At 67.3% G+C, this 25,888-nt stretch carries 19 protein-coding genes, 4 tRNA genes, 1 pseudogene and 2 CRISPR repeat arrays; of the genes and pseudogenes, 14 read left to right on the plus strand and 10 right to left on the minus strand.

What is annotated here, in order from left to right; all coding sequences use genetic code 11:
- The first annotated feature begins 151 nt into the window (after positions 1 to 151).
- Positions 152 to 1,741, plus strand: a complete 1,590-nt coding sequence (locus tag EV186_RS12330; RefSeq protein WP_133849362.1) for a hypothetical protein — start codon at positions 152 to 154, stop codon at positions 1,739 to 1,741.
- Here EV186_RS12330 and EV186_RS12335 read toward each other — a convergent pair.
- The 6 genes from EV186_RS12335 to cas2e form a co-directional block, all read right to left on the minus strand.
- Positions 1,735 to 4,080 carry a tetratricopeptide repeat protein gene (locus EV186_RS12335; RefSeq protein ID WP_133849363.1) on the minus strand — a complete coding sequence of 782 codons (2,346 nt, stop codon included), beginning with the start codon at positions 4,078 to 4,080 and terminating at the stop codon, positions 1,735 to 1,737. The genes EV186_RS12330 and EV186_RS12335 overlap by 7 nt on opposite strands.
- A 193-nt stretch (positions 4,081 to 4,273) precedes the next feature.
- Positions 4,274 to 4,912 (minus strand): hypothetical protein, encoded by a 639-nt coding sequence (locus tag EV186_RS12340; RefSeq protein ID WP_133849364.1) that lies wholly within the window; start codon positions 4,910 to 4,912, stop codon positions 4,274 to 4,276.
- A gap of 705 nt (positions 4,913 to 5,617) precedes the next feature.
- Positions 5,618 to 6,007, minus strand: a complete 390-nt coding sequence (locus tag EV186_RS12345) for an STAS domain-containing protein (RefSeq protein WP_208115581.1) — start codon at positions 6,005 to 6,007, stop codon at positions 5,618 to 5,620.
- 50 nt (positions 6,008 to 6,057) lie between these two features.
- Positions 6,058 to 6,558, minus strand: a complete 501-nt coding sequence (locus EV186_RS12350) for an ATP-binding protein (protein WP_133849366.1) — start codon at positions 6,556 to 6,558, stop codon at positions 6,058 to 6,060.
- A 363-nt stretch (positions 6,559 to 6,921) separates the two neighbouring features.
- Positions 6,922 to 7,209, minus strand: a complete 288-nt coding sequence (locus tag EV186_RS12355) for a hypothetical protein (protein WP_133849367.1) — start codon at positions 7,207 to 7,209, stop codon at positions 6,922 to 6,924.
- Between the two features lie 103 nt (positions 7,210 to 7,312).
- Positions 7,313 to 7,891: direct repeats of the CRISPR family, unit length 29 nt; unit sequence GGGAACAGCCCCGCGGGCGCGGGGACGAC.
- A gap of 59 nt (positions 7,892 to 7,950) precedes the next feature.
- Positions 7,951 to 8,295, minus strand: coding sequence for a type I-E CRISPR-associated endoribonuclease Cas2e (cas2e, locus tag EV186_RS12360; protein WP_133849368.1), 345 nt, complete (start codon positions 8,293 to 8,295; stop codon positions 7,951 to 7,953).
- A 555-nt stretch (positions 8,296 to 8,850) separates the two neighbouring features.
- On the opposite strand from cas2e, the gene EV186_RS12365 reads away from it, so the two are divergent.
- The 10 genes and pseudogenes from EV186_RS12365 to EV186_RS12405 all read left to right on the plus strand — a co-directional run bounded on the left by EV186_RS12365 (position 8,851) and on the right by EV186_RS12405 (position 22,750).
- On the plus strand, positions 8,851 to 9,183 hold the full coding sequence (locus EV186_RS12365) for a hypothetical protein (RefSeq protein ID WP_208115582.1): 333 nt from the start codon (positions 8,851 to 8,853) through the stop codon (positions 9,181 to 9,183).
- 6 nt (positions 9,184 to 9,189) lie between these two features.
- Complete coding sequence (locus EV186_RS12370) at positions 9,190 to 12,816, plus strand: P-loop NTPase family protein (protein WP_133849369.1); 3,627 nt, start codon at positions 9,190 to 9,192, stop codon at positions 12,814 to 12,816.
- Between the two features lie 268 nt (positions 12,817 to 13,084).
- A CRISPR array of direct repeats spans positions 13,085 to 13,537; the repeat unit is 27 nt; unit sequence GAACAGCCCCGCAGGCGCGGGGACGAC.
- A 212-nt stretch (positions 13,538 to 13,749) separates the two neighbouring features.
- Positions 13,750 to 16,116: a CRISPR-associated helicase Cas3' gene (gene cas3, locus EV186_RS12375; RefSeq protein ID WP_133849370.1), complete on the plus strand. Its 2,367-nt coding sequence runs from the start codon at positions 13,750 to 13,752 to the stop codon at positions 16,114 to 16,116.
- Positions 16,117 to 16,238: 122 nt separating this feature from the next.
- Positions 16,239 to 17,115 (plus strand): annotated as a pseudogene (locus tag EV186_RS12380) (IS5 family transposase).
- A gap of 76 nt (positions 17,116 to 17,191) precedes the next feature.
- Complete coding sequence (locus tag EV186_RS39915; protein WP_166659091.1) at positions 17,192 to 17,419, plus strand: hypothetical protein; 228 nt, start codon at positions 17,192 to 17,194, stop codon at positions 17,417 to 17,419.
- A complete protein-coding gene (locus EV186_RS12385; RefSeq protein ID WP_243753993.1) occupies positions 17,407 to 18,312 on the plus strand; it encodes an IS630 family transposase in 906 nt (301 codons plus the stop codon). Before EV186_RS39915 ends, EV186_RS12385 begins: the two co-directional genes overlap by 13 nt.
- 61 nt (positions 18,313 to 18,373) lie before the next feature.
- A complete protein-coding gene (locus EV186_RS12390) occupies positions 18,374 to 19,156 on the plus strand; it encodes an aminotransferase-like domain-containing protein (RefSeq protein ID WP_133849371.1) in 783 nt (260 codons plus the stop codon).
- Entirely contained in the window at positions 19,111 to 19,830 is a 720-nt protein-coding gene (locus EV186_RS12395; RefSeq protein ID WP_133849372.1) for an aminotransferase-like domain-containing protein, read from the plus strand. The genes EV186_RS12390 and EV186_RS12395 overlap by 46 nt, the downstream gene beginning before the upstream one ends.
- Before the next feature lie 1,166 nt (positions 19,831 to 20,996).
- Positions 20,997 to 21,317: a helix-turn-helix domain-containing protein gene (locus EV186_RS12400; RefSeq protein WP_133850215.1), complete on the plus strand. Its 321-nt coding sequence runs from the start codon at positions 20,997 to 20,999 to the stop codon at positions 21,315 to 21,317.
- Between the two features lie 62 nt (positions 21,318 to 21,379).
- On the plus strand, positions 21,380 to 22,750 hold the full coding sequence (locus EV186_RS12405; RefSeq protein ID WP_243753994.1) for a tyrosine-type recombinase/integrase: 1,371 nt from the start codon (positions 21,380 to 21,382) through the stop codon (positions 22,748 to 22,750).
- 36 nt (positions 22,751 to 22,786) lie between these two features.
- Here the strand turns inward: EV186_RS12405 and EV186_RS12410 are convergent.
- The 4 genes from EV186_RS12410 to EV186_RS12425 form a co-directional block, all read right to left on the minus strand.
- Positions 22,787 to 22,861 (minus strand) — tRNA-Val (locus tag EV186_RS12410).
- A 1-nt stretch (position 22,862) separates the two neighbouring features.
- Positions 22,863 to 22,934: transfer RNA gene (locus tag EV186_RS12415), tRNA-Cys, on the minus strand.
- 72 nt (positions 22,935 to 23,006) lie between these two features.
- Positions 23,007 to 23,079 (minus strand) — tRNA-Gly (locus EV186_RS12420).
- A gap of 107 nt (positions 23,080 to 23,186) precedes the next feature.
- The gene (locus EV186_RS12425) at positions 23,187 to 23,612 is read right to left on the minus strand and encodes an SsgA family sporulation/cell division regulator (protein ID WP_133849373.1); all 426 of its coding nucleotides are present in this window, start codon (positions 23,610 to 23,612) and stop codon (positions 23,187 to 23,189) included.
- 450 nt (positions 23,613 to 24,062) lie between these two features.
- On the opposite strand from EV186_RS12425, the gene EV186_RS12430 reads away from it, so the two are divergent.
- The 3 genes from EV186_RS12430 to EV186_RS12440 all read left to right on the plus strand — a co-directional run bounded on the left by EV186_RS12430 (position 24,063) and on the right by EV186_RS12440 (position 25,781).
- The gene (locus EV186_RS12430; protein ID WP_133849374.1) at positions 24,063 to 24,464 is read left to right on the plus strand and encodes a TIGR02611 family protein; all 402 of its coding nucleotides are present in this window, start codon (positions 24,063 to 24,065) and stop codon (positions 24,462 to 24,464) included.
- Positions 24,465 to 24,515: 51 nt separating this feature from the next.
- Positions 24,516 to 24,587: transfer RNA gene (locus EV186_RS12435), tRNA-Val, on the plus strand.
- A 228-nt stretch (positions 24,588 to 24,815) separates the two neighbouring features.
- A complete protein-coding gene (locus EV186_RS12440) occupies positions 24,816 to 25,781 on the plus strand; it encodes a hypothetical protein (protein ID WP_133849375.1) in 966 nt (321 codons plus the stop codon).
- The last annotated feature ends 107 nt before the right edge of the window (positions 25,782 to 25,888 follow it).

A 25,888-nucleotide genomic window follows, 5' to 3' on the forward strand; every position in this document is an offset into this window, starting at 1 on the left:
CGGAGCCGGGAGCCGGGAGCCGGGAGCCGGGAGCCGGGAGCCGGGAGCCGGGAGCCGGGAGCCGGGAGCCGGGAGCCGGGAGCCGGGAGCCGGGAGCCGGGAGTGGTCGACGGTCCGTGCCAAGCGGCGGGTGTTGGTGGTGTGCCGGACCATGACCTCGGCCAACCGGCTGCTCGACGTCGTGAATGTTTTCGCCGGCGATCACCGGGTCGAGTTGACCTTTGTGATCGACCACGGCTCGGTATTCAGCCGCGGCGCTGAGGAGCGGGTGCGTTCCGCTGGGTATCTGCCGGTCGCGATGGCCTCGATCCGTGCGTCCGAGTTCGATTTGGCATTGGCCGCGAGTGACAAGGGCGCCCTGGAGACGCTCGATGTTCCGCTCGTGCTGTTGGCGCATGGCGCCGGTTATCATCGGCACACCGGCCCTGCGCGGACGTCTGGCGATCGCGCCGTGTCCGGGCTTGCGGTGGCCGCTCTTCGGGACGCCCACCGGTTTCCGACGGTGGTCGGACTCGCGCATCCTGCGCAGCGTCCACGGCTTCGGGAAGTGTCGGCGGCGGCTGCTCGGCGGGCCGAGGTGGTTGGGGATCCCTGTCTGGACCGGCTGGTGGCCGGCACGGCTCTACGCGATGTCTACCGGGAGGCCTTCAGCACGGTTGGCCGGACTCTCGTCGTGGTCAACTCGACGTGGGGGCCGAACTCGTTGTTCGGCTCCGACCCACAACTGGTGTCTCGACTTCTCGCCGAGCTCCCGGTGGACACGCACCGGGTGGCGTTGGTCTTGCACCCCAATGTCTGGGCCTGGCACGGCCCCGGGCAGGTGCGTGCCTGGCTGGTCGAGGCGCGAGAAGCGGGTCTGATCATCGTTCCCCCGGAGGAGGGCTGGCGCGCGGCGTTGATCGCGGCGGATGCGGTCATCTCCGATCACGGCTCGGTGACCTGTTACGCGGCCGCGCTCGGTCGTCCGGTGGCGTTGGCCGCCGACGGCGGGGACGAGGTCGTCGCCGGGTCGCCGATGGACCTCCTGCGCAAAGACCTACCACGCATCCGCGGCCGCGATCTCCTTCTGCCACAGCTCGAGGATTTGCTGACCGATCACCGGCCGGAACTCACGCAGTCGCTGACGACAACGGTCTTCGACCAGACCGAAACATCCACCAACCGGATGCGACGTCTGCTGTATTCGATGCTCGACTTGGCACCACCTCGCCGGCACCGGGCAGCGCGACCGCTACCGATCCCGGAGCTGGATGTCGCCCCAGCGCAGGCGCACGCCGTGCAGGCGACGGTCGTCAACGGTGGCACCATCGAAGTCCGGCTCGAGAGGTTCGCCGCGGTGTTCCATGACCGTTGGCTGACGCCCGGGCATGAACGCTTCCTGGCGGCCTTCGACGACGAACACGACTTGCGGCTGCGCGAGTCAGCCTCCGTCGTCGCGGCCCGGCAAGCCGCGGCCTCCGTCGGCGAGGCTCACGACCGTGTGGGGCAACTGCGCATCCGATTCCCCGCGGCGCGCACCACCGCGTGCCGAGTCGGTTCGCACCTCGTCGTCTCCACGGCCGGTGCCGTGCGGATCGTCGCCTGTCCCGCCGACCCGCCAGGTGGCGACAGGCTCGATGACCTGGGTGTCGCGGCAGCGCTGCACGCGATCCACCGGTCTGGCCTGTCCTTCCCCGCCGGCTCACCGGTCATTGTCACCGCCGGCGGTTCGACGGTTCACCTTGAGCCGGCAGGTCACTGACCGGCTTGACGGCGGGCATGGATCCGGGCCGCACGCGGGCTGCCCATGGTCGCGTATGCCTGCTCGGCCCGATGGAGCAATTGCTGTTCGGCCGCGCTGTCGCCCCGGTCACGGGCCATCCTTGCGAGCAGCACACACGCATCGGCTTCGCCGGCGGTGAGCTTGAGCTCACGGGCTTGCTCGAGGGATGAGCGCGCGGCGTCTTCCGCTTCGTCCGTCCGGCCGGCAGCGTGCAACGCGGCTGCGGTGGTGAGTTCGATGCGCGGCAAGAGCGACCGGCCATCGGAGTGTTCGATGAATCGCCGAGCCGAGGCGAGCAACGACAGGGCCTCGTCGATACGGCCCAACTCGACCAATGTCCGTCCCGCCAACCAGGACTGCAACGCGATGCCACGCGGCCGGCCCAGCTTCTCGTTGATCGTCAGCGCTCGCCGGAAGCAATCCAATGCCTGTTCGTACTGGCCCTGCGCGAAGTGGACGTTGCCGGTGAAGTCCAGAGTGGACGCGAACATGCGCTCGTCGTCGTCCAGTTCGGCCGCCAACGTCCGCGCCACGTCCAACTGCCGGTGGGCAGCCGCGTACTCATCCCGCTTCTGCAATGCTCTGGCCATTTGGCACCGCGCTCGGGCCTCGGCGGCGGCGTTACCCGACAGGTGCGCCGCGGTCACCGCCAACTCCCCTGCCTCGCTCCAGGCGGCCAGCGGCTGACGGTTGTCGTAGTAGGCGTAGAGGCCCTCGAACAGCTGCCAGACCGGCTCGTGCCAGCCGTGCTCGGCGCACGCTCGCATCAGGCCCAGCAGGTTGGCGTGCTCGTTCTCCAGCCAATCCAGTGCCTGCTTGGCGGACATCGCCGGCACCGGCACATCGCCGATGAGCTGAGCTGGATCAGTGACCCGCAGACGTTGCGTGCCGGTGGCGGCGACGTCGGCGGCCACCGCCCGGGCCAGCCACCAGCGCAACGCGCGGCGCAACGCCGCGGTGCGATCGCCTTCGGTGTCCTCCTCCAGGGAACGGCGAAGGGCGTGCGCCTGCACCAGACGGTGCAGCTCGTAGGTCCGGTCGGGGCGTTCCTCGATGAGACTGGCTTGGCTGAGGTGGTCGAGCGCTCGCCGCACCTGCTTGACCGGCAAGTCGCACAAGGCGGCGACGACCTCCAGGTGCAGGTGCGACCCGACCAGCAAGCCGGCCATCCGGTACACCTGCTTGCCGACGTCGGTGAGGTCGTCGTAGGCGAGGTCGAACATCGTGTTGATCGCCGCGCCGCCGGTGAGACCGTCGAACGGATCGGTGTCGTCGAACTCCTCCAGGAGCCGTTGGACTGTCCACGTCGGCCGCGTGGACAGCCAGCCTCCCGCCACCCGCAAGGCCAACGGCAGGTGCCCGCACAGCTGAGCCAGCTCAGCGGCGTGGTCCGGCTCGGCGGCGATGCGACCGTCTGGGCACATCTCCGACAACAACGCCACGGCATCCGTCGGATCCAGCGCAGCCAGCTTCATTTCGACCGCGCCGTCCTGGATCAACTCAGGTAGCGCGAGGTGACTTGCCGCGACCACCAGGCTGCGACCCGACGCCGGAAGCAACGGCAGCACCTGCGCGTCTTGGGTGACACCGTCGAACACGACAAGGAGATTCATCTCCGCGGTCATCGTCCGGCACAAGTCCGCCCGGCCGACAAGATCCGGCGGAATCCACTGATCGGCGACGCCCAATGACCGCAACATGGTGCCGGCCACCTCACCAACGGCCACCCCGCCGCGATGCCGCAACGGACCGAAATCGACGTGCAGCGAACCATCGACGAAACGGTCACCGAACCGTGCGGCAACCGTTCGCACGAACGCCGACTTACCGACGCCGGGCATGCCGCGCAACGCCACCACCCCCGGGCGGTCCTGGCCAGCCACCACCGCATCAACCAGATCACCGATCCGCGCCAGCGGTCCCTGCCGGTCGACGAACCCGCGCGGCGGCGGCGGGACTTGCCGCGGAACGGCTGATGGCGGGGGTGCAACGCCGATATTCACGGTCCCGATGTCCCGGCCCTGCACCACATTCGCCGCGCTGCCAGACACTTCGTTGCGCGTGCCGTCCCTGCCGTTGTCCGGCATCCACCCCTCCAAGCCCGCTACGACGTCGATCACTCTACGCGACATGCCGACAACAGCTCTCCGGACCGGGTGACCGGCTTGGCGGCGTGGCCAAGGGCATAGAACGCTCGCGCCACAGGATCTACTGGGCTGCGAATGGATGCGGCAAGACGTAACGATTGAACAGCCTGGGCCTCTTGACCAGGATGCAGCCGACCCAGAACGAAGATCGGACGGCCCGCTGACCGCCACACGACTAGATCAACGACAGAGACCGGTTGACCGTCAACACGGCAGAATCCCCGCCAACCACAGTTGCCGGGGATTCTGACTTGGCCACGATGACTGCGAGGCCAGCTCGCTCTGGCGAACGCCGAGCGGGGCCAGCGGCCCTGCGGCACTGAGCTGGAGTGACAGGTGAGCAGAAGCCTGCATCCTTGGCCTCCTATTTATTACATCCAAGGACGTCAATTTCTATTTTCGTAACAAGGCCGGTAATACCAGCAATCAGGCCACCGTTACCGCTCGAAAACGTAGAGCAGTCAGGCTTGTCGCGCTTGAACCCGTCGTAGTCCCATTCGACCGAAGCCCGGAAATCCCCGTTCGGAAACTTTGACGACATGATCCCCGTGGTGTGGTAGGGGCTGCCCTGCGGCCTGAGCTCTCGGGTACCTTTGAGCATCGTCTCGCCACTGGCTTTGAGGTCGACGTCGATCACCCAGGGAGGCTGCCCGAAGACGGAGAATTCGTCCGTCAACTCCTCGGGCGCGCCCTTGTCCAGCGGGACATACGCTCGCGCTTGTTGGTTGATGTCGACGGGAGGCTCGCAAGCCTCGACCGGGTTCCTCGCGTCGTGGTCGAAGAACTTCCAAGTTTTGCCGTTGCGGTGAACGTACACGTGCCCATACACGTCCACGCAGCCATCGAGCACATGTTGATTTCCGACAATATTGCCCAACGTAATTGGACGGAAGGAGAGGTTCCACGGATAGGTCTTCGCGTCAGCCTGCGTCGAGGCGTCATTACTGCGCACGGGCGCCGCGGCTGCTGGAGTAGCCACACCGAACATCACGACCAGGGCCAACGCAGTGACGGTTCGCGATCGCATCAGCAGACCTTTCTTGAGTCATTTGAAGCGCCACCAACCATTCCAGCGCAACGAGTGCTGCGCGCGCGGTCTAACCCAAAGGTGTCCGATCATTATCCGACTCGGGGTAACTCGATCGTGGTTCTTTCACGCTGCGTGGCCGAGCGCCCCGGCCGGTGACGAGAGTGACCGCCCTGAGTGCGGGTCGGAAACAGCCCGTGCGTGCGGCACAACGTGATCGCTCGCCGCGCCGGTATGTCCACGGAGGGAACAGCCCCACAGGTGCGGGGACGACGGGAGCCGTGCTGGTCGCGAGTCAGAGGTGAACGGAACAGCCCCGCAGGTCCGGGGACGACCGTTGGCCCGTGATGCCGTTATGGCGGAACCCCATTGACCACAGCCTTGTCAGCCCGACGACTCTTGCAGGGACCCTTGGTCGAGTTCCGCGGCCTCGGCTCGTCGCCCGGAATGCACGCGGGCGTGGTGTGGACCGCCTTCTGGCTGTGATGGACGCTCGACGCGACGGTCAACCTGATGAAGGCAGTCCGTGCCGGAAATCTCGTCTCAACCGGCCGCCAGAAGGGTGGAGGCGCGCCGTCGAGCGCGGCGGGATTCCAGCCTTCCCAATGGAAGACTCCACATGAGGGGATGGTGTCGGCTGGGCCGATCTGCCAGTCGGCTCGATATTGCACTTCGCAGGTACTAGCGCTGTTCCCGGTCGGCGGCGAGGGCTTCGTCGACGGTGTGGTAGAGCGTCAGTACTTCGTCGAGGCGGGTGACCTCGATGGGCCTGATCACGGGACGGTTGGAGTCGACCACGATGCGAAGGTGCTCCTCGTGCCGCTCGGCACGCAGGCTGGCTTTGAGCAACACCGTGAGACCCGCCGAGTCGAGGAATGTCACCTCGGTCAGGTCGAGCACGCACGGACCGCCGCCCGCCTCGTCGATGCAGCTCAGGACCGCGGCACTCATGTCGGGAGCGGTATCCAAGTCCACCTCACCGGCGACCGCAACCACAACGGTGCCCTCGACCAGTCGACGGGCGAAGTGCAGTCCCTCCGGGCTCTGCTCCGTTCCCGAGGGTGGGCTCACGACCTGGACGCTATCGCCGATCACGGCCGACGGCTCCAACGACGAAGGCGTCATCGTTGATCGCCCGCCGGTGATCGCGGCGCCTGGTCAGCCTGGCGTTCGGCGGGCGCGGTGGCCATGTGCCGGGCGTGACCGCTGGTCCCGGCACCATCCAGGCCCAGCTCGGCCCAGACGGTCTTGTGGTCGCGGTAGCGGCGCACACCCCACTCCGACGCGAGCTGGGACACCAGCAGCAGCCCGCGTCCACCGTCGCAATCCGGGGTTCGCGCCTGCGGCAGCGTGCGGGAACCATCGTCAACCTCGACCCGCAAACGCCGACCCTGATCAAGCAACGCCAGACGACACACCCGCGGCCCCGACGCGTGCTGGTGCGCGTTGCTGATCAGCTCATCGGCGACCAACAGCGCGTCGTCCACCATCACGCCGTCCCGGCCCGCCAGCAACCCACGCATCAGCGACCGAACCTCACGGGTGGGAGTCGCATCAAGATCGCAGCTCACGTCGGCTGGTGCAGGTTCACCATCTGCAGCGTCCTCGGCCTGCGTCGCCATGTGCCCATCCCCCTCGCTCTCGACGGCCGGCACCGAAAGCGGCCCTTCACCCAGGACATGCCCGCCTTTCGGTGCACCGAAACAACGACCTGCCACCACGCACACTGCTGCTCTGCGGCGGTCAACCGCGATCTTGTGCCAGGCTGCGGGCAGGAACGTGGCAGGTGGGCCTCACGCGGCGGGCATGCCGAAGATCATCACCCGGAACCGCATCCGTCGAGGCGTTTCGTGTCATGGAGCCTGTTCCCGAGGCTCTCCTCATCAGTCCCTGCCGTTCGACCTCGAGGCGTATCCGTGACCGTAACGACGATCGATGTGGCCCGGCCACCAGCCGCCCTGCCCCGGAGCGGGGTGCTGAGGGTGCTAGCGGTGGACGCCCTGCCGCTGGCTGCCTACGGCTTGCATGCGCTTGTTGGCCAGACCCGCAGCCTTGCCTGGTGTGGCGCGGCCCGCAGCATGGATGCGGCCGTCTGTGCCGTTCGCGATCTGCACCCGCACGTCGTGCTGGTGGACAGCGAACTCGACCCTGACGCGCGTGGGGTTCAGACCCTGCTCGGCGCCCATCCCAGCGTTCTGGTGATCGGCCTGGTCCGAGACGACCGTCGCACCGCAGCCGGATTCGTCAAGGCGGCGCGTGCCGCGCGGGTGCACGCGGGGACAACGCCAGCTCCTCGGACACCTCCCGGGTGGCGTCCGGAACAGCCCCGCGTGCGCGGGACGACGGGCTCAACTTGCGCAAGCTCTTTCCCGAAGGGGGAACAGCCCCGCGTGCGCGGGGACGACGGAGTGACCACGTGCACCAGGTGCGGCGGGTCCGGAACAGCCCCGCGGGCGCGGGGACGACGCCGGGTCCGGGGCGACCGGCGGCAGCTTCACGGGAACAGCCCCGCGGGCGCGGGGACGACGGCACGGCGTCCAGCTCGCCGATCGTCCCCTCGGGAACAGCCCCGCGGGCGCGGGGACGACGTTCTCAGGCCCGACATGAAGGCGTTGGTGTGGGGAACAGCCCCGCGGGCGCGGGGACGACGGCGATGCCTGGCAATCCCGTCCGGGCCACGGGGGAACAGCCCCGCGGGCGCGGGGACGACTCCGCCGATTGACCGGATCAGGGTGACCGACACGGGAACAGCCCCGCGGGCGCGGGGACGACGGGGGCAGAGCCGAGCTGACGGGGTACGGCCCGGGAACAGCCCCGCGGGCGCGGGGACGACATGTTCCGGTAGGACCGCAACTCGAGTACCAGGGGAACAGCCCCGCGGGCGCGGGGACGACGTCGTGACCGACAAGCGCGGCCGCAAGGTGCGGGGAACAGCCCCGCGGGCGCGGGGACGACACTTATTGACCTGCGGGTTTGGCGCAAGCGAAGGCTCTTTTTGTTTAGTTGTGACGTGGCTATCTTGGCCTACGGCCGCGGCGGCGGCGCGTGGCGCTGCTCCAACCCGCTGGTTGGTTAGTGGGGTTGGTCTTGTCGGGCCGGAGCCAGAGTTGGATGCCGTCGAAGTCGGTGAGGGTCCAATCGTGGCCGTACACGGCTAAGGTGAGGCCTTGCTCGTTGGTGGCGCTGTAGATCATGATCGGGCGGCCGGTTTGACCATTTCGGTGACGCGGTTCCACATGAGCGCGCGGACACAGCTGCTGATCTTTGCCGACAAACACCCCTGGCGAGATTTCCAGCAGCCATCGGGTGAGGTGGCCGCGGAGGCCGACTGGGCATGCGGCGAGGACGATGACGGTCACTCCTCGTCTCCATCAGAGTCGTCGCCACCAGAGTCGTCTCCGTAGCAACTCCGCCCCGGCACCATTCGGCCGCTGCCGTCCCAAGGAAGACGATGTCCTCGAACGGTTCTGGCCCGTATCGTTCGAGGACGTCAGTTCTCGAAGTCGCGTCTGGCTTCCCTGGAAACATCGAGAACTCGACAGGTAACCCTCGACCGCGCCAATCTCCACCGTTGCCCCCTCCACCGCGGGCCGCGGGCTCGCGTGCGGCTGCGGATCGCCGACAGCGTCGAGAACCCGAGGTGCTCGCCCTGGGCATCTCGGGGCCACGCTGCACGCGTCGTCGACGCCACTCCGATCGCCCAGGTCGCGCATCAGGCGACCAAGGCAGCGATTGCGAGAACGCCGGCTCCGAGGTCAGGCCGTCGCGGGCCGCCATTGCGCAGCCGAGACCAACCCGCAGGGCCATCGGTTCGCGACGCCAGTTCTGGTGGCCATCCGTGACTGCGAGCCGCTGACGGTTCCGATATTTCCGTGGAATGACACACCGGGACCGGACCCGACGATGGTCACGGCATGAGTGGTCGCCGGATCGCGCTGTTCGTCACGTGTGCGGTCGTGCTTGCCCTTGGGGTGACGTTCGTGTTTGTCAGCACGGATGCGGGCAATCGGCTGGCAACGATCGTGTCGGCGCTCGGGGCGGTCGCGGCGGTGGGTGTCGCGGTGTGGGCCGCCCTGCTCGAGCGACCTCGGGGCGTCGTCGTCTCCGGGACGGGCAAGGCGACCGCCGGTCCTAGCGGGACGGCGAACAGCGGCTACCGCGGTCCGGCGAACGAATCGCTCGAGGTCCGCGATACCGGTGATGCGTCGGGCGACGGCGGCGCCAATACCGGCGTCCAGATCGACTGAACGGTGATGAACGAGAAAGTGGTGGCACGCGACACCGGCGACGCCGCCGTGGTGGCGGGTGTGGCGAACACCGGTGTGATCACCGGTTCGGTCACTGTGACCGGGCGTCCGGTCGCTCGGTCGGTCTACCGGCGCCAAGCCCTGCGCATCATGCCTGACCGCCTGTTCGATCGTGAGGCGGAGCTGGCCCGGCTGGTCGAGTTCTGCGCCGCAGCGGATGGCCCGTCGTACTCGTGGCTGCGAGCCCCGGCATGGGCGGGCAAGTCCGCCTTGATGGCCTCGCTGGCGGCGGCTCCGCCCGGTGGCGTTCGCATTGTGCCGTTCTTCGTGACCTCGCGCTGGGCCGAGCAGAACGACCATGTTGCCTTCACCGACGTGGTCACCGAACAACTGGCCGAGCTGCTCAGTGAGCCGGTGCCGGAGGCCATGCCAGCCACCCGAGGTTTGGTCTTCGACGACCTGCTCGAACGTGCCGCGGCGCTGTGCGTGAGCCGGGGCGAACGCCTCGTGCTGCTGGTCGACGGCCTGGACGAGGACCGTGGTGTCGTGGCCGGCCCGAACGCTCACAGCATCGCGGCGCTGCTCCCGGCCCCGACCCCGCCAGGGCTGCGCGTGCTCGTGTCCGGCCGCCCGTCGCCGCCCATCCCATCGGACGTGCCTGCCCGACATCCGTTGCGCGACAAGGCAATCGTGTGGGACTTGACGCCGTCCCGGTTGGCCCAGGTGGTGCGCGAGGACATGCTGCGCGAACTGGACGCCGCCCTCTACGGCGCGCCCATCGAGCGTGACCTCGTCGGCCTGGTCACCAGCGCGAGAGGTGGCCTGAGCACCCGGGACATCGGCGAACTGACCGGGCTATCGACGCACGAAGTGCACCGGCACCTGAACACCGTCGCCGGCCGGACCTTCATGGGCAGGCCGTCGCACTGGTTCGACCACGACGTTTACGTGCTCGGCCATGAGGACCTCCAGGTGGCGGCCACCGAGCAACTCGGCGCCGACGAGCTGGCCCGGTACCGCCAGAAGCTGCACCAGTGGGCGGACGGATACCGGGAGAAGGGCTGGCCCACCGACACCCCGGAATACCTCCTGCGCGGCTACTTCCGTCTCCTGCAACAGGAACGGGACCTCGATCGGATGCTGGGCTGCGGCACCGACACCGCCCGGCACGATCGGATGCTGGACCTGACCGGCGGTGACAGCGTCGCTCTGGCGGAGATCGCGGCGGCGAGCGACGCGTTCACCGCGCTCGATCCGCCGGACCTGGTCGCGGTCAGCCGCCTGGCCGTGCACTACGACTCGCTCAGCCGGCGCAACGCCGACATCCCGCCGGAGCTGGCTGTGGTCTGGGCTGCGGTAGGCCACACCGTCCGAGCCGAGAACCTCGCCGACTCCATGACCGATCCAGCCGACCGGGTGCTCGCCCTGGTCCAGATCGCCCGGCAGGCCCACACGAGCCACCACACGGTCGACGATCTGCTGAGGCGGGCCCTGACCACCACCCGCTCGATCCGCGAACCCGGCAAGCGCACCTGGGCGCTGACCACCGTCGCCACGGCGTTGGCGGAAGTGGAGCGGCCCGGCGACGCTCGCCAGGTGCTGGACGAGGCGACCGCCAACGGATTCCCCGAGCCCTGGGTCCAACCGTTCCTCGCGACGGCCGCGGCGAGCCTTGGCGATCCGACGCTGGTCGTGGAGTTGGCCCGCCGGCTCGACGACCAACAACTGTTCGCTGTGGCTGCCGCGCGCCGGGCCCAAGCGGGCGACACGCGCCAGGCCGACGAGTTCCTCGACCACATCGCACTGCCCGACCAGAAGGTCTGGGCGGCGGGCATGGTGGCCGAGGGATTCGCCGCGGCGCACGACTGGGAGCGAGCCATTGCGGCGGTTGATGCCGCCGAGGCGGGCGCGATGCTGGTCAGCGACGAGCCGTCCCGCTCGCACATGTTCGGCCAGCTCGCCCGCGTCTGCGCCCTCGCCGGCGACCCGGCTCGCGCGGAGCAGCTGATCGACAAGGCCGCGACCACCGCCGGCAACGTTTCCTCAGATCATCGCCACGGTCCGCTGGCCCGGGCGGCCGCGGCGGTGGGCCGCTGGGACGAGGCAGTCCGAATCGCCACGTCGATGTCAGGATCAGCCGTGCCCGCCGAGCTTGCCAAGGATGCGGCGAAGGCAGGCCGGATCGAGTTGGCCGACGAACTCGCCGCCGGCATTTCCGACACCAAGGCGCGGCTGGCCGTCACGGCATCGCTCGCCCGGATCGCGGCCGACGCCGGCGACCGCGAGCGCGCCATCGCCTTGGCCGACGCGATCGAGACCACCGCACGCTCGGCCGCCGCCCACTTCGCCAAGCCCGACACGTTGGCCGCGGTCATCACCGCACTCGCCACGACCGGACACGTGTCGGACGCCGCCGCGCTCGCCACCTCCATTCCCGAGCAACGCCACCGGAACAGAGCGCTGGCCGCGGTGGCCGGCGCCGCTCCGGCCGAGCACCGTGATACGGCAGCGGCCCTCGCACGGTCGATCGACGACCCCGACGACGCGGCTCGTGCTCTCGCGGACGTCGCCATGACCGCCGCGACCGCGGGCGACCTCGCGGACGCGATCGCGCTCGCCGAGGAGGCGGTCACCATGGCAGCGGCACTGGATCCGTCCTTCGACCAAATCGGTCAACTGCCGGCGTTCGGCCTCGCCGCCCGGACATACGCCGTGGCGGGCCAACCAGATCGCGCGGTCGCCACCACCAACCTGCTGACCAACGAGACCTTCCGCGAAACCGTGCGCACCACCGTCGCCACGGCCGCGGCGCAAGCAGGCCGATACGCCGACGCCGTGGCGATCGCCCGCACCGCGACCGTAAAACGGGATCGGCTGTACACACTCGCGATCATCGCAAGCACCGCCGTGGACACCAGGGACCTCGACGTCGCCCGGGACATCGTGGCCGACCTGGCCCCACCGCTCGGCTGGGCCGCCGATGAACTGGCGCGCACCTACACCGCACTCGGCGAACAGGCGCAGGCCCTCGCCATCGTCGACCACCTCGAGTCCACCGCACGGGCGAAGACCGAACCACGCTGGCACGACGAGGGCCTCATCGACGCCGCGCGCGCCTTCGTCCACGCCGGCGGCGCCACCAACCTGCTGGCCCGCTTCCCCGAGATCATCCCGCTGGCCGAGGACACCAGCGGCCCGCGGTGGCGCCAGGGCCTCCAGCACGCCGCCCGACGCGTGCTGGCTGCCGCAGCACTGTGGCACGCGAAACGTGGTGAGATCGACAAAATCCTCGCGCTCACAAATACCATCGGGCCCGTGCGCGAGCACCTGGGCATGACGGGTGTCGGGCTCCCGCAGGCCGACGCCCAGGCAGCTGCAGCCCTGGCGCTCGCCGAATCAGCGGGCATCGACCAGGCCCTCGACCTCGCACGCTCCATCAGCGATCCGACCCGAAGGGCAACCGCCGTCACCGCCATCGCCACCCACGCCGGAGCCCCTGCCAACCGCGCGCTGGTCGCCGAGGCGATCCGAACTGGCGGCGTCGTGCCCTGCCTGCCGGCGCTCGCGGCCGTCGATCCGGACGCCGTGGTCGCCGTAGCAGACGAAGCAACTCGCTTGATTCACATCATTTAACGCGCCGACAACTCAGGGACGCCGCAGTCCACAGACTCAGCGGTGCGAGGAGCACTCGCGGTGATGTTGCAAACGTGCATCTCGGTGGAGAACAGCCCCGCACGTGCGGGAACACGGCGCCGCGTCGTCAGGCCAGGTCCTCGGCTCGGGAACAGCCGCGGTGCGGGGAGCACGTCCGTTCGTCGTGCCGAACGTCATCGGCATGGGGAACAGAGCCGCGGATGCGGGAACCACAGCTCGTCCCACTGCGCGTCGGTGATGCCGGCGGGAACAGCCCCGCGGGTGCGGGGACGACCTGTCGCTCGCCGAGGACAAGGTGCTCGATGGGGGAACAGCCCCGCAGGCGCGGGGACAACTCGTTGAACGCCAGTTGGCGGCCGGTGTCCGCGGGAACAGCCCCGCAGGCGCGGGGACGACGTGACCCCGTACACGACCAGCACGTCACCGGAGGGAACAGCCCCGCAGGCGCGGGGACGACGAAGTCGAGCCCATCGACACCGAGAACATGACGGGAACAGCCCCGCAGGCGCGGGGACGACCGGACAGGGTTGCGTCTCTGGGTGCCATAGGGGGGAACAGCCCCGCAGGCGCGGGGACGACGCCCCGTCGACCTTCTGGTCGATGTGGTCCACCGAACAGCCCCGCAGGCGCGGGGACGACCCGGCCGCGCGGGGGACGCTGCATGACTGGCTGGGAACAGCCCCGCAGGCGCGGGGACGACACTTGCTGACCTGCATGTTATCGGACGTTGGCAGCCGTTCCGGGTCGGTTTGTCGCGGAGTCCAGCTGTCGCAAGCCCATAGGCAGGCTGTCCTGCTTGTCTAGATTCTGGCCAGTCATCTAAACCGGACAGTTTGAGACTCGCTGAAACGCGAAGGTCGTGGTCTGAGATGTAGCGGCCGTAGGTTCGTGCTGTCCGGCAATGGGGCGTGGATGCGTTCACTCGACGCGATCGTGGCGTTGTGGGGCAAGTCTGCGCGGGATGAGTCTGGTCGGTGCGTCGGGTGGCTTCCGTTGTTTCAGCACCTGGACGATGCCGAGGGTGTCGCTGGGCGGCTGGTCGATGAGTGGGTTTCCCCGCTTGCGTTGTCTTGCATAGGAAACGATCTGCCAGGCGGTGTCAACGAGGTCCGCCAACTCGCCTGCTGGCTGGCCGCCGTACACGACTGCGGGAAGTGTTCGCCGGCCTTCGTCGTGCAGGTACCCGAGTTGGCTGAGTACTTGCGTGGCTTCGGTTTGTCGCTCTCTCGGCGTTTGGCTGACGATCCGCATCGCAGCTCGGTCAAGCATGCTCTGGTTGGTCATCGTGCGGTGCGGGACTGGTTGAAGGCGCAGTATGGTTTCGCGCCTCGCGGCATCGGGGGGCAGTTGGCGTCGATTGTCGGAAGCCATCATGGTGTGACGCCCGACGATTCCGCGTTGTCACTGGTTGGGTCGCGGCCGGACCTCGCCGGGGACGGCGATTGGGCGACGACGCGCGAGGCGGTGCTTGCGCGGGCCACGGAACGGTGCGGCGGTGCAGCGGTATTCGCGCGATTCGCGACCACGCGGCTGAGTGTGGCGAGCCAGGTCTTGTTGACCGGAATCGTGATCTTGGCGGACTGGATCGCGTCGAATCAAGAGCTGTTTCCGTTGCTGGTGGCGCCGTCGCCGGACGCGCCGATCATTCGTCCGGACGACGCGGTGACTGCGCAGCGTGTAGAACGCGGGTGGCGGCAGCTGCAGCTGCCTGCGCGGTGGCGTGCTGTGGCGCTGGACAGCGATCTGGACGCGGAGTTCCAGTTCAGATTCGACCGTGCCGGTGCTCGTGCGCGGCCAGTGCAGGCGGCTGCGGTCGCGGTGGCTCGGGCGCAGCGGACGCCGGGATTGGTGATCGTCGAAGCGCCGATGGGCTCGGGTAAGACCGAAGCGGGTTTGCTCGCGGCGGAGGAGCTCGCCGCGCGATCGGGCGCCAGTGGCGTGTTCGTAGCGCTGCCGACCCAGGCGACAACCGATGCGATGTTCGGTCGGGTGCTTGCGTGGCTGGACCGCCTGCCGCGCGAGGGTGCCGTCACGTTGAACCTGGTGCATGGAAAGGCCCACTTGAACGACGAGTTTCGTGGCTTGGTGCCGGAGTGGAAGGCTGCGGGGATCGGCCAGGATGACGATCCGTCGTGCCAGGCGGCGATCGCGCACTCGTGGTTGCGGGGGCGGAAGAAGTCGGCGCTCGCGTCGTTCGTGGTGGGCACGATCGACCAGGTCCTGTTCTGTGGGTTGAAGAGCCGGCACCTGATGCTGCGGCACCTCGCGATGGCGGGCAAGGTCGTCATCATCGACGAGGTGCACGCCTACGACGTGTACATGTCGCAATACCTGGATCGGGTGCTGCAATGGCTGGGCGCCTACGGCGTGCCGGTGGTGCTGCTGTCGGCGACGCTGCCTGATCGTCGACGAGCCGAACTGCTGCGGGCGTACGACCCTGAAACCCCTGTCACCGACGAACACCCCGGCTACCCCTTGATCAGCAGCTCGGGTTGTGTGGCGCCGATGATCCTGGCGTTGCAGGAGGAAGCCAACCCAGTCACTGTCGACCGCTTGCCTGATGACGCCGACACGCTCGTCGCCTATCTGCGCACGCATCTGGCCGACGGCGGGTGCGCCGCCGTCGTGCGCAACACCGTGACCCGCGTGCAGGAGACCGCGAACCGGTTGATCGAGGAGTTCGGGTCGGACGCGGTGACGGTGACGCATTCGCGCTTCCTGGCCTGCGAGCGTGCTTCGTTGGATCGCTCGCTGCTCACCCGGTTCGGCCCGGACGGGAGCAGGCGGCCGCGGCTGCACATTGTGGTCGCGTCGCAGGTGATCGAGCAGTCCCTCGACGTCGACTTCGACTTGATGATCAGTGACCTCGCTCCGGTGGATCTGGTGCTACAGCGCCTCGGCCGGCTGCACCGGCACCAGCGGACCCGCCCCGGCCCAGTCCGTGTGGCGCGGTGCGCGCTGGTCGGAGTCGAGGACTGGTCGGCCGACCCGGTCACGACGCCGAGCGCAGCCCGCCGGATCTACGGTGAGCACCAGTTGCTGCGCGCGGCCGCGCTGCTGCGCGATCGGGACACGATCGGCCTGCCACACGACATCGCACCGCTGGTCCAGACCGCCTACGGAGCGGGCCGGCTCGGCCCGGACTCGTGGCAGCCGACCATGGCAACCGCCGCCGCGACCGCCGAGCGGCTCGCAGTCGAACGCACCGCGAAAGCCGGCGACTACCTCGTGGGTCCACCCGGTAAAGCTGGGTCCCTAGGGCCTGTATCGAAGTGGTGAGCTGGTGATGGCGTGGGTGTGGGCTGTGTCGGCGTGTCGTTGATCAAATAGATGAGGTCTCCGGTAGATCGATCATCGACCAAGACGATCAAGACACCGGAGACCTCGTGGACACCCTAGCGGTGGCGGGGCGGTTCGACCTGACCGACGCGCAGTGGGCCTTGCTGGAAGGGCTGTTGCCGAAGCCTGTGCGGTCGGGTCGGCCGTCGTTGTGGAGCAGACGACAGTTGATCGATGGGATTCGGTGGCGGGTGCGCACGGGTTGTCCGTGGCGGGACCTGCCTGCGATGTATGGGTCGTGGGCGGCGGCGTATGCGCTGTTCCGGCGATTGCAACGCAACGGCACCTGGCACAGGATCATGATCGCGTTACAGGCTCTGGCTGATGCAGGCGGAGGGATCGTCTGGGATGTCAGTGTTGACTCGACCGTGGTGCGGGCCCATCACCATGCTGCGGGTGCCAGGAAAGGGGGATCTGCAGGCCGAGTCCCCGGGCGGTGTCCGGGAGGAGCCTGCTGATCACGCGTTGGGTCGGTCCAGGGGTGGCTGGACCACGAAACTTCACCTGGCCTGCGAGCAGGGCCAAAAGCCGTTGTCGCTGGTGCTGACGGGTGGGCAACGCGGTGACAGCCCCCAGTTCATCCCTGTTCTCGCGAGCATCAGGGTGCCCCGGCTCGACGGTGGCCGGCCCCGCACCCGACCAGATCGAGTGTTGGCTGACAAGGCCTACACATCCAAGGCCAACCGAGACTACCTGCGACGCCGGGGAATCAAGGCCACCATTCCGAGCAAGGCTGACCAGGACACCAACCGCCGCAAGAAGGGGTCGAAGGGTGGCCGCCCACCAGCCTTCAACCCCGAGATCTACAAGCAACGCCACGCCGTTGAATGCGGCATCAACCGGCTCAAACGCTACCGAGCCGTCGCCACCCGCTTCGACAAGCTCGCCGTCCGCTACGAAGCCACGATCCACATCGCTGCCATCAACGAATGGCTCTGAAAGACTTCGATACAGACCCTAGTGCTGTGTCTCGAAACGTTGGCGCGGTAATCGTGTCGGGCTGACTCTGCCGGGCGTGGCTGGAAGGCTGCTGGTGGAGGTGGTGCTGGTGGCGCGTCAGCCTGAGGTGTTCGTGCGTGCGTTGGAGCCTGAGCAGGCGCAGCGGCTGGTGAAGATCACAAGGTCAACGAAGGATCGTGTCCGGTTGCGGCGGGCGGGGATCGTGTTGGCGTCGGTGCAGGGCCGGGCCGCGAGTGAGATCGCAATCATGTTCGCCGCGACGAGGGGTACGTGCGGGAGGTGATCCACGCGTTCAACGAGCAGGGGTTCGCGGCGTTGGACCCAAAATGGAGCGGCGGCCGGCCACCTAAGTTCGGGCCGGTCGCCCGCGAACTGATCTGCCAGATTGCCCGCAGCACGCCTTCGGCGCTGGGACAGCCGTTCAGCACCTGGAGCTTGACCAAGCTGGCGGCCTACCTGGCCGAGCACCGTCGGCTGGAGGTATCGGTGGAGACCGTGCGGCGGGTGTTGCGCGCCGCCGGTATCAGCTGGCAGGCGACCAAAACGTGGAAGGCCAGCAGTGACCCGGACTTCGCTGCGAAGATGGCCAGAGTCCTTTCTCTGTATGACCATCCGCCTACCGACGGCAGGGTGATCTGCGTCGATGAGTTCGGCCCGCTCAACCTGCTGCCCCGACCGGGCAAAGGCTGGTTCCGCGCCGGGCAGCCGGCCAGGCAACGGGCCACCTACACCCGATCCGCGGGAGTGAGGCACATGTTCGCCGCCCTGGACCTGGCCTCCGGGCAGCTGTTCTACAGATTCCGCGACCGCAAGCGCTGGCGAGAGTTCCTCGACTTCGTCAAGCAGCTACGCAAGCGGTTCCCGACCGGGCGGCTCTACCTCGTGTGTGACAACTACAGCCCACACCAGAAGACCGAGGTCCTCACCTGGTGCGCCGCCCACAACATCGAGCTGACGTTCACCCCCTCGAACGCCTCCTGGCTGAACTGGATCGAGTGCGAGTTCACCGCCCTGCGCTACTTCACCCTTGACGGCAGCGACTACCCCACCCACACCGCGCAAGAACAGGCCATCGCCCGCCACATCCGCTGGGCCAACCGCCACGCCACAGCCAAACGCCACTACGCGGTCAACTCCAAGATCCGCAGACCCGATTACCTACCGAACGTTGCGTGACGCGGCACTAGCAAGACGGTCTGACGCCGTCTCGTTCGCCGTCGGGGCGCCCGAGGCGGGCATGCTTCCGGTCGAACTCGTCGAATCGGCAACCAGGGCAGCCTTCGAGCGTTACGGGAGCGCACTGCTCCAATACGGCGAGCCGCAGGGTTTTGCCCCCTTCTTGAAGGCCTCAGAAACACTATTAAATGCTCGCGGTGTCGAATGTGATGAGAACCAGACCTTCGTGTCCACCGGCGGCTCGGGCGGGCTCAACAATATCGCCATGGCGATACTGGAACCCGGGAGAACGGTTTTGGTGGAACGGCCGACGTACACACCAGCCATGGCGGTGTTCCGTGGTTATGGCGCAAATGTCGTCGAGGTGGACACCGATCAGGATGGCCTGCGGCCCGAAGCACTGGCCGACAAATCGGTCCGATACCCGGGTGCTGTGCTGTACGTGCTGCCCACATTTCAGAATCCGACCGGCCGCACCATGCCCGCCGATCGACGCGCGGATATCGCCGAGGTGATCCGCCGCTTCGGCACTCTGGCCATTGAGGACGACGTCTACGCCGATCTGCGGTTCCGGGGTGAGCCTGTGCGGTCGCTTTACAGCCACGCCCCCGACAACGTCGTCTACCTCACCTCGATGTCCAAGACGGTCGCGCCCGCGTTACGCCTCGGGATCGCGACCATGCCGCCCAAGTTGCTCGACGCGGTGCTCCGACTGAAGCCAGGCATCGACATGCAGACATCAACCTTACCCAGGCGATCGGTGCCGAGATCCTCTGCTCGAGCCGGTTCCCCGACCATGTGGCGCGGATCGTCGAGGCGTATGGCACCAAACTCCGCCTGCTGATCGCGTCGTGCGAGCAATACCTGCCTGTCGGGTACCATTGGAACTCGCCCGACGGTGGCATGTTCACCTGGCTGACGGGCCCCGACGATTTCGACGCCGGCGCGTTGCTACCAGCGGCGATCGAGGCCGGAGTCGCCTACATACCGGGAAACGTCTTTCACGTCGACGACACCGCGCACCGCAACACGTTGCGGCTGAGCACCGGAGCAGTGGCCGCGCAGGACATCCGCCGCGGGATCAAGCGCCTCGCGGCGGTGCTGAGTGACGTGACCATGGCTGAACGAGCGGAACACCCGGTGATCGGAGTGTGGGAGGTTTGGGCCGAGGGCGCACCCTTCGACCATCACGTGATGACGTTTCACGCCGGAGGGACGATGGTGCAGGCAAACCCTGAAAGCGGCAACCCATGGTCAAGCGACAGCATCGGGATGGGCGTGTGGCAGGCGGACGGGTCGTCGGTGCATGGCGGCTTCCTGGAGACCCGCGCCGACCGGATCACCCGGCAGGCCATCGGCAAGAGCGTGATCAGCTTCGCCCTCACCGTCGACGGCGACCGGTTCCGTGGCGTCGCATCCGCTGTCGGGTACGACCGCGCCGGCACACCAATCGGCGAGAAGGCGTCAGCCGTGCTACGCGGCGAACGATTCGTTCCACCACCTCAACCAGCTCGATGACCTTCGGCGAACGCGAGAAGGCTCCTGTTGTCCGCGGCTATTGGAACCCGTCGGCTTGGCGATCTGGTGCGCGACGTCCCGCCGCCCCACCGGTAGCGTTCGGGTTCGCACGCGCTCGCGAGCCTGCTGGACTGTCACCACGCCCTTGCTCACCAGCGTTGTTCATCGAGTTCTTTGCTACGCGCTCCGGCGTTCTGACCACTGATCCACCCTGACCGGACCACCGATAACGTTCGCACGCTCGGGAACCACGTGCCGCCTGGCGCCGTCAACGGCTCTCCCGTTCTGTCAGTGGAGGACCTCACAACAGGGCAGGTCCTGGCGCCGCCCGGTGACCAGCATGTCCTTGAGCGGACCATTGTTGTCGCCCCTGGATTGGAAGCAGCAGACGGTCCAGTCACCCCTTCGATGTACTGCGGCTCCGCGATGATCGCGTCTTGGAAGCTCGCTTTCCAGTCACCCAGAAAGCCGATCACTTCGGCCCTTGCCTTTGAGATCTACGCCACTCGCCACGTCGAGGTAGGTGGTGTCGTCGGCGAAGGACTTGGCGGCAGCGCCTGGGATCCGGCGCACATTGCGCGCGCCCGACGCCCGCCGACGAGTAGCCAACAGTCCGACGCGCCGTGGTGCGAACGTGGTGCGAAACGGGGAGGTCCATGGTTCCGTGGTGCCAAATTTTACATGCACAGTTATCTATAGATACTGGTAGAGGCTCCAGAGACAGTCTCTGGGGAGCCTTCTAAGCTCTTGACCGCAGGCTCGAGTGTTGCTCCCGCACGCTTCGCAGATTGGTACCGATGGCGCTCCGCTGGCTCCGATCCGGCAGTACAACAGCGCATCGCAGGCCCACGCCATCGCCCGCGGTCCCAGTTGAACTGTGACTTAGCCACGGCGCCAAATAACACAACCCAAGCGCATAAGCCTCAACCAACCGTCATGCAGCGTCACCGGCTGGCCAGAACATGATGAAGCGAGAGACCTTATCGGCAGAGGATGACAATTTCCAATTGACCTGACGGCAGTAACCATGCCAGATAGCTCGTTGGCAAGAAGTGTGGAATCTCCGCGCCTGCAGTGCTCTGAGTTGTTCCAGTTCCGCCGCTCGTCGCAGATATGAAGCAACGGCAGTACTCTGCAGCAAGAACTGGATCAATCACGGGGGAATGATGACGGAAAACGCCGTAACGGGCTTTTCGAACTCGCCTGACGGCAACGCAGAGTTGGCTGATTGCCTACGCGCTTTGACGAATGTCTTGCGAGCGTGGCTGGACAGGGTACCGCAAGATCCCGACGCGTTGCTCACGCCGGACGACATGGCGCTGGTGCTCAAGTTGCCAGCGAGGACGATCAAGGACCAAGCTGCCGCCGGCGTCTTCCAGCACCACCGGTTCGGCAAGCACTACCGGTTCAGCCGCGCCGACATCGCGGCGATCCAGCAGCGCGCCGAGTGCTCCGAGCAGCCGGTTCGGCGGCCTCGGATCCGTTGAGCTAGTGGGCAACTGTCGAGACGCCTGGTACGGGTCCAATCCCACGCAGGATGGAGAGATGAGTGGCTTACGGGCAACGAACGCACGACGGACCGGGTGGATGGCGGGCACGCTACCGGCGACCAGACGGCAGCTTGGGTAGCGAGTCCGGATTCTCCTCGGAGACCGCGGCGGAGAACTGGGGGCTTGAGCAGGAAGCGCTCATCCGGCGCAACCTCTGGATCGACCCCGCCGACGCCAGGACCACGCTCACGATGTTCTCCGCTGAGTGGCTCGACGCGATCGGACAACGGCTGTCCCCCGGCACGCTGGCGAAGTACGAAACACACCTTCGAGTGCATCTTGTCCCTCAATGGGGTGAGTGGCCCATGATCGCGATCTTCAACAGCTATCTGGAGATCGAGAAATGGGTCACCCAGTTGCATGAGGACGGTTACGCGGACAACACCGTCGCATCGATTTTCGCGACGTTCTCGACCCTGATGAACGCGGCGGTCCGAGCACGCATCATCCCGGCCAGCCCTTGCACCGGAATCCGGGTGACCTCAGGCGCTTACGAGGCCGAACGGCTCGTCGCGTCACCGGTGCAAGGCCTGCGCGCGGCGATGCGGTTGCACGAGGCCGGCCTCGGCCTCGGCGGTTTTGTGCTGTGCTTGGCCAACCTGTACAGCGGCGCCCGGTGGGGCGAGCTCGTCGGTCAACAACGCCACGAGTACGACCACTACGTCCAAGGACTGACGATCAAGGCACCGCTGAAGGAGGTCAACGGCGCCGTCACCAAGAGCGGCATGCCAACCGGAAGTCCGGACGGCGAACCGGTACCGGCAGAAGCCATGCCGCGACGTCGACGCCCGAAGACTGCTCGAGCCGGGCGGACCAAGACCCCAGCCGGAACGAGGACCGTGCGGCTACCACCGGGGATCGCAACCCTTTACGAGATGCTGATGGCGAGCCATGATCACCCGTTCGTGTTCACGTCACCGCTCGGGCAACCGTTGCGGCGGGCGAACTTCCGGCAACGGTTCTGGCGCCCGGCATGGGATGGCATCCCGGGAGACGGCAAGGAAACGAGGTATCCACCGATCTTGCCCTGGTTCACCTTCCACGAAGGACGCCACACCCACTCCACCTGGATGATCGAGGACGGCGTGCCCGAGGTCGCTCGCCGCGCCCGGCTCGGGCAGAAGATGAAGGGCATCGCCCGGACCTACGACCACGTCACCGAGCCGATGCAGAAGCAAATCCTCGACGGCCTGGAAGCACGCTGGCGACAGTCGATCAACGCTCTCCGACCGCAGGAACGCGTGACGCTTCTCACGTGGCTGCCCCACCTCGAGGAGGTCCTGGAGCGCCCTGCTGAGCGGCTTACCGTAGGACGGTTCGCCATTATTTCGCCATTTGATCTTGAACAGACACCAACGGCCTGCCCCTGAAGTACAGAGACAGGCCGTCTGACCAGCATATATAACTGGTGGGCGATACTGGGATTGAACCAGTGACCCCTACCGTGTCAAGGTAGTGCTCTCCCACTGAGCTAATCGCCCGAGGCGGAGGCGGGAATCGAACCCGCGTACAGGGCTTTGCAGGCCCTTGCCTAAACCACTCGGCCACTCCGCCGTGCCCGCAGGTCGCTGCATCAACCGACACAGCCTCCCGAGGTACGGCCCGAAAGGCTGAGGGCCGCTCCCGAGCGGACGACGGGATTCGAACCCGCGACCCTCACCTTGGCAAGGTGATGCGCTACCAGCTGCGCTACGTCCGCATACCCACTGACCTGGGGTGGAACCCCTTCGCTGTGGTGCGAGCGAAACTCTATAGGACGCCCGCAACCGGTTTCAAACCAGGGGGTCCAAAAGATCTTTCCGCAGGTCAGGACAGGTCGTTTGAGATCAGGTGGGTCAGCGCCTCGTCAACGTCCACCCAGAGGTGCTCGTTGCCCGGCACGACCACGTCGTAGGTCTTGTCGAGGAAGTCGGCGAGCTCCTGCGCGGACGCCTCGAAGACGGCGTGCCCGGACGGCGAGCTCAGCTCGATCACCACGACCTCGGGGTCGTCGACGGCGGGCCGGATCCGCACGTCACCGTCGCCTGCCTCGGCGATCAGCCCGTCGGCCAGCAGGTCGCGGGAGAACACCCACTCGACCCAACCGGCCTTGCCGGTGCGGAACGCTGCGATGACCGCGTACGGATCGCGGGTGTCGTAGCGCAGCTCGACCTTCACCGGGACCGCGGGCGTGCGCGGTGCCAGCAGGTCGAAGACCGCTGTCGAGCGGAGCGTGACGTGGTCGTTGCGCATCGTCGCTACCCTTCTGCTCCCTTCCCGGCCGTCCAACGACCGAGTCACTCAGTTGTGACGCCCGAGGCGGCTTGCCGGCACGCGGATTGGACGTACATCACCCATCCGGGCCAAAATTACCTCGGTCTGCGACCGGTCGAGTGCGCACGGTGACGCATTCGCTCGCTCCCGTCCATCCTTACCGGTCAGAGCCACGCGAGAACAGGACCGTTGCCGGAATGTTGGCGGGCGAGTTCTCTCGCTTGCGATTATTCCGCCATTGCGCCGCGCGTGTCTCCTCCATCCGGCGCAGCCCGCAGCGTGACGGGCATCTCCTCAGGCGGTTCGCCCCGATCCGCCCGAATCCGCTGCACGACTCGCGAGCGCCAAGCAGAATGGCACGGTGCACCCCCTGACCAGACCAGACGCAGCGAGGCGCAGCTGAACGCCGAGGACGGGGACGGGGCCGTCATGACCCGCACCACCCCCAAGAAGCGACGGTGGCGCCCGAAGAACCCCGCACTGCTCGCCATCTACCGCGCCGGCGTCGGCGTGGTCGGCACCGCCGTACTGGTGCTCGGCGTCGTGCTGATCCCCTACCCGGGACCCGGCTGGCTCGTCGTGTTCGCCGGCCTCGGCATCCTCGCGACCGAGTTCAAGTGGGCGAAGGTCACCCTGAAGTGGCTCAAGGCCCGCTACGACGCATGGGCCCGTTGGCTCGGCCGCCAGCACTGGACCGTGAAGGCGCTCGTGATCTTGTTCGTGTTCGCCGTCGTGGTCGCCACGCTGTGGGTGCTGAACGCGTTCGCCCTGGTGGGCAAGTGGTTCCACATCGAATGGCCGTGGTTGGCATCCCCCGTTTTCGGCCCCTGAAACCCTCGTGTACGGTATCCCCCATCACCGCAGACGAGCGGTGAGATTCCCGGGCGATTAGCTCAGCGGGAGAGCGTTCCGCTCACACCGGAAAGGTCACTGGTTCGATCCCAGTATCGCCCACTCCACTCAGGCGACGTGTGTCCGCGGATTGCGCGGACCACGTCGTTTCGGTGTTTTCTGGGGGTGCAACCCCCAGACCCCGCCCGGAGGGCTTCGCCCCCGGACCCCCTGACGTGGTCGGGTTTGGCGGCACGTGTCCGGATCCCCAACGTGGCTCCGAGCTGGCGTGTCTTGCTGGATTTCGAGGTGGGACCGGTTGGGTTTTTCCGACGACGTACGCTGCTGCGCGTGAACAGGCGTGTTGGGGCGGTGATGGCGGTCGCGGTCGTCCTCACAGGACTGCTGGCCGGGTGTTCGTCTGATGAAAAGCCGGCGACGGGTCTGCTTGCCATGCTCGGCAAGGTGAAGGCCACGCCACAAAGCCGGATGTCCGTCGAATACGGGGATCTCGACCGCCAGCGCGAGCTGGCCGAAGCGGCACCGGACCGGACCCGTTCCCTGCTCGGCACCGGCCTCGGCAACCTCGCCCAGTACAGCATCCCCATCAAGGACGGCGTTGGGCTCGACCTGTTGGGCATGCACAAAGCCATCCGGGTGGGCGTGCCACCGCAGTGGGCCGGGCTCGTCGAAGGCGACTACGACGTCGACGCCGTCAACAAACGGCTCGCCGACCGCGGTGTGCACCGCGACAGCGGCGACGACGACAGCACCAACTGGAGCAGCGGCGGGGACGACGAGCTGCGCGTGGACGGGCCGATGGCGGGCGTCGTGCCGCTCAACGAGTTCACGAAGCTGCGCACCGCCAAGGGCTCCTTCGCCTACGCCCCCAACCAGGACCTCGGCTGGGTCACCGACCCCGGCGACGACACCCTCGCCGACGACCCCGCCCTCCAGGACCTCGCGGACTGTCTCGGCGACGTCCTCTCGGCCCACATCATGGCCGTCGGCCCCTCGAAGCTCATGGTGGCCTCGGGGGTCCGCGCGACCACCCCCAAGGACGCCACCGAGGTCATCTGCGCCGAACCGGGCGCGGACCTCGCCGTCCAGCTCCAGCAACGCGCGATCAGCCAGCTGGCCGACGGGCAGACCACCCGCCAGCAGCCGTGGTCGGAGATCCTGCCCGGCGCGAAGGTCGACATCGCGGGCAAGGCCAGCACGTGCGTGCGCATCACGCTGCCCACACCGGCGGGCAAATTGATCGGGACCACCGCCGCCCTGCGCGCGGACGACCTCGCCGAGCTGTTCGCCGCCTAAACCCGCAGGACTCGCGTCTGAGCTGGTCGATACAGTTACGCCCAGCGTTGCATCCAGACCTTCGAAGGAGTCCCCGTGTCCGAGATCAGGCCCGCATCCGCCGCACC

This window comes from Labedaea rhizosphaerae, assembly GCF_004362825.1.
Lineage (GTDB): Bacteria > Actinomycetota > Actinomycetes > Mycobacteriales > Pseudonocardiaceae > Labedaea > Labedaea rhizosphaerae.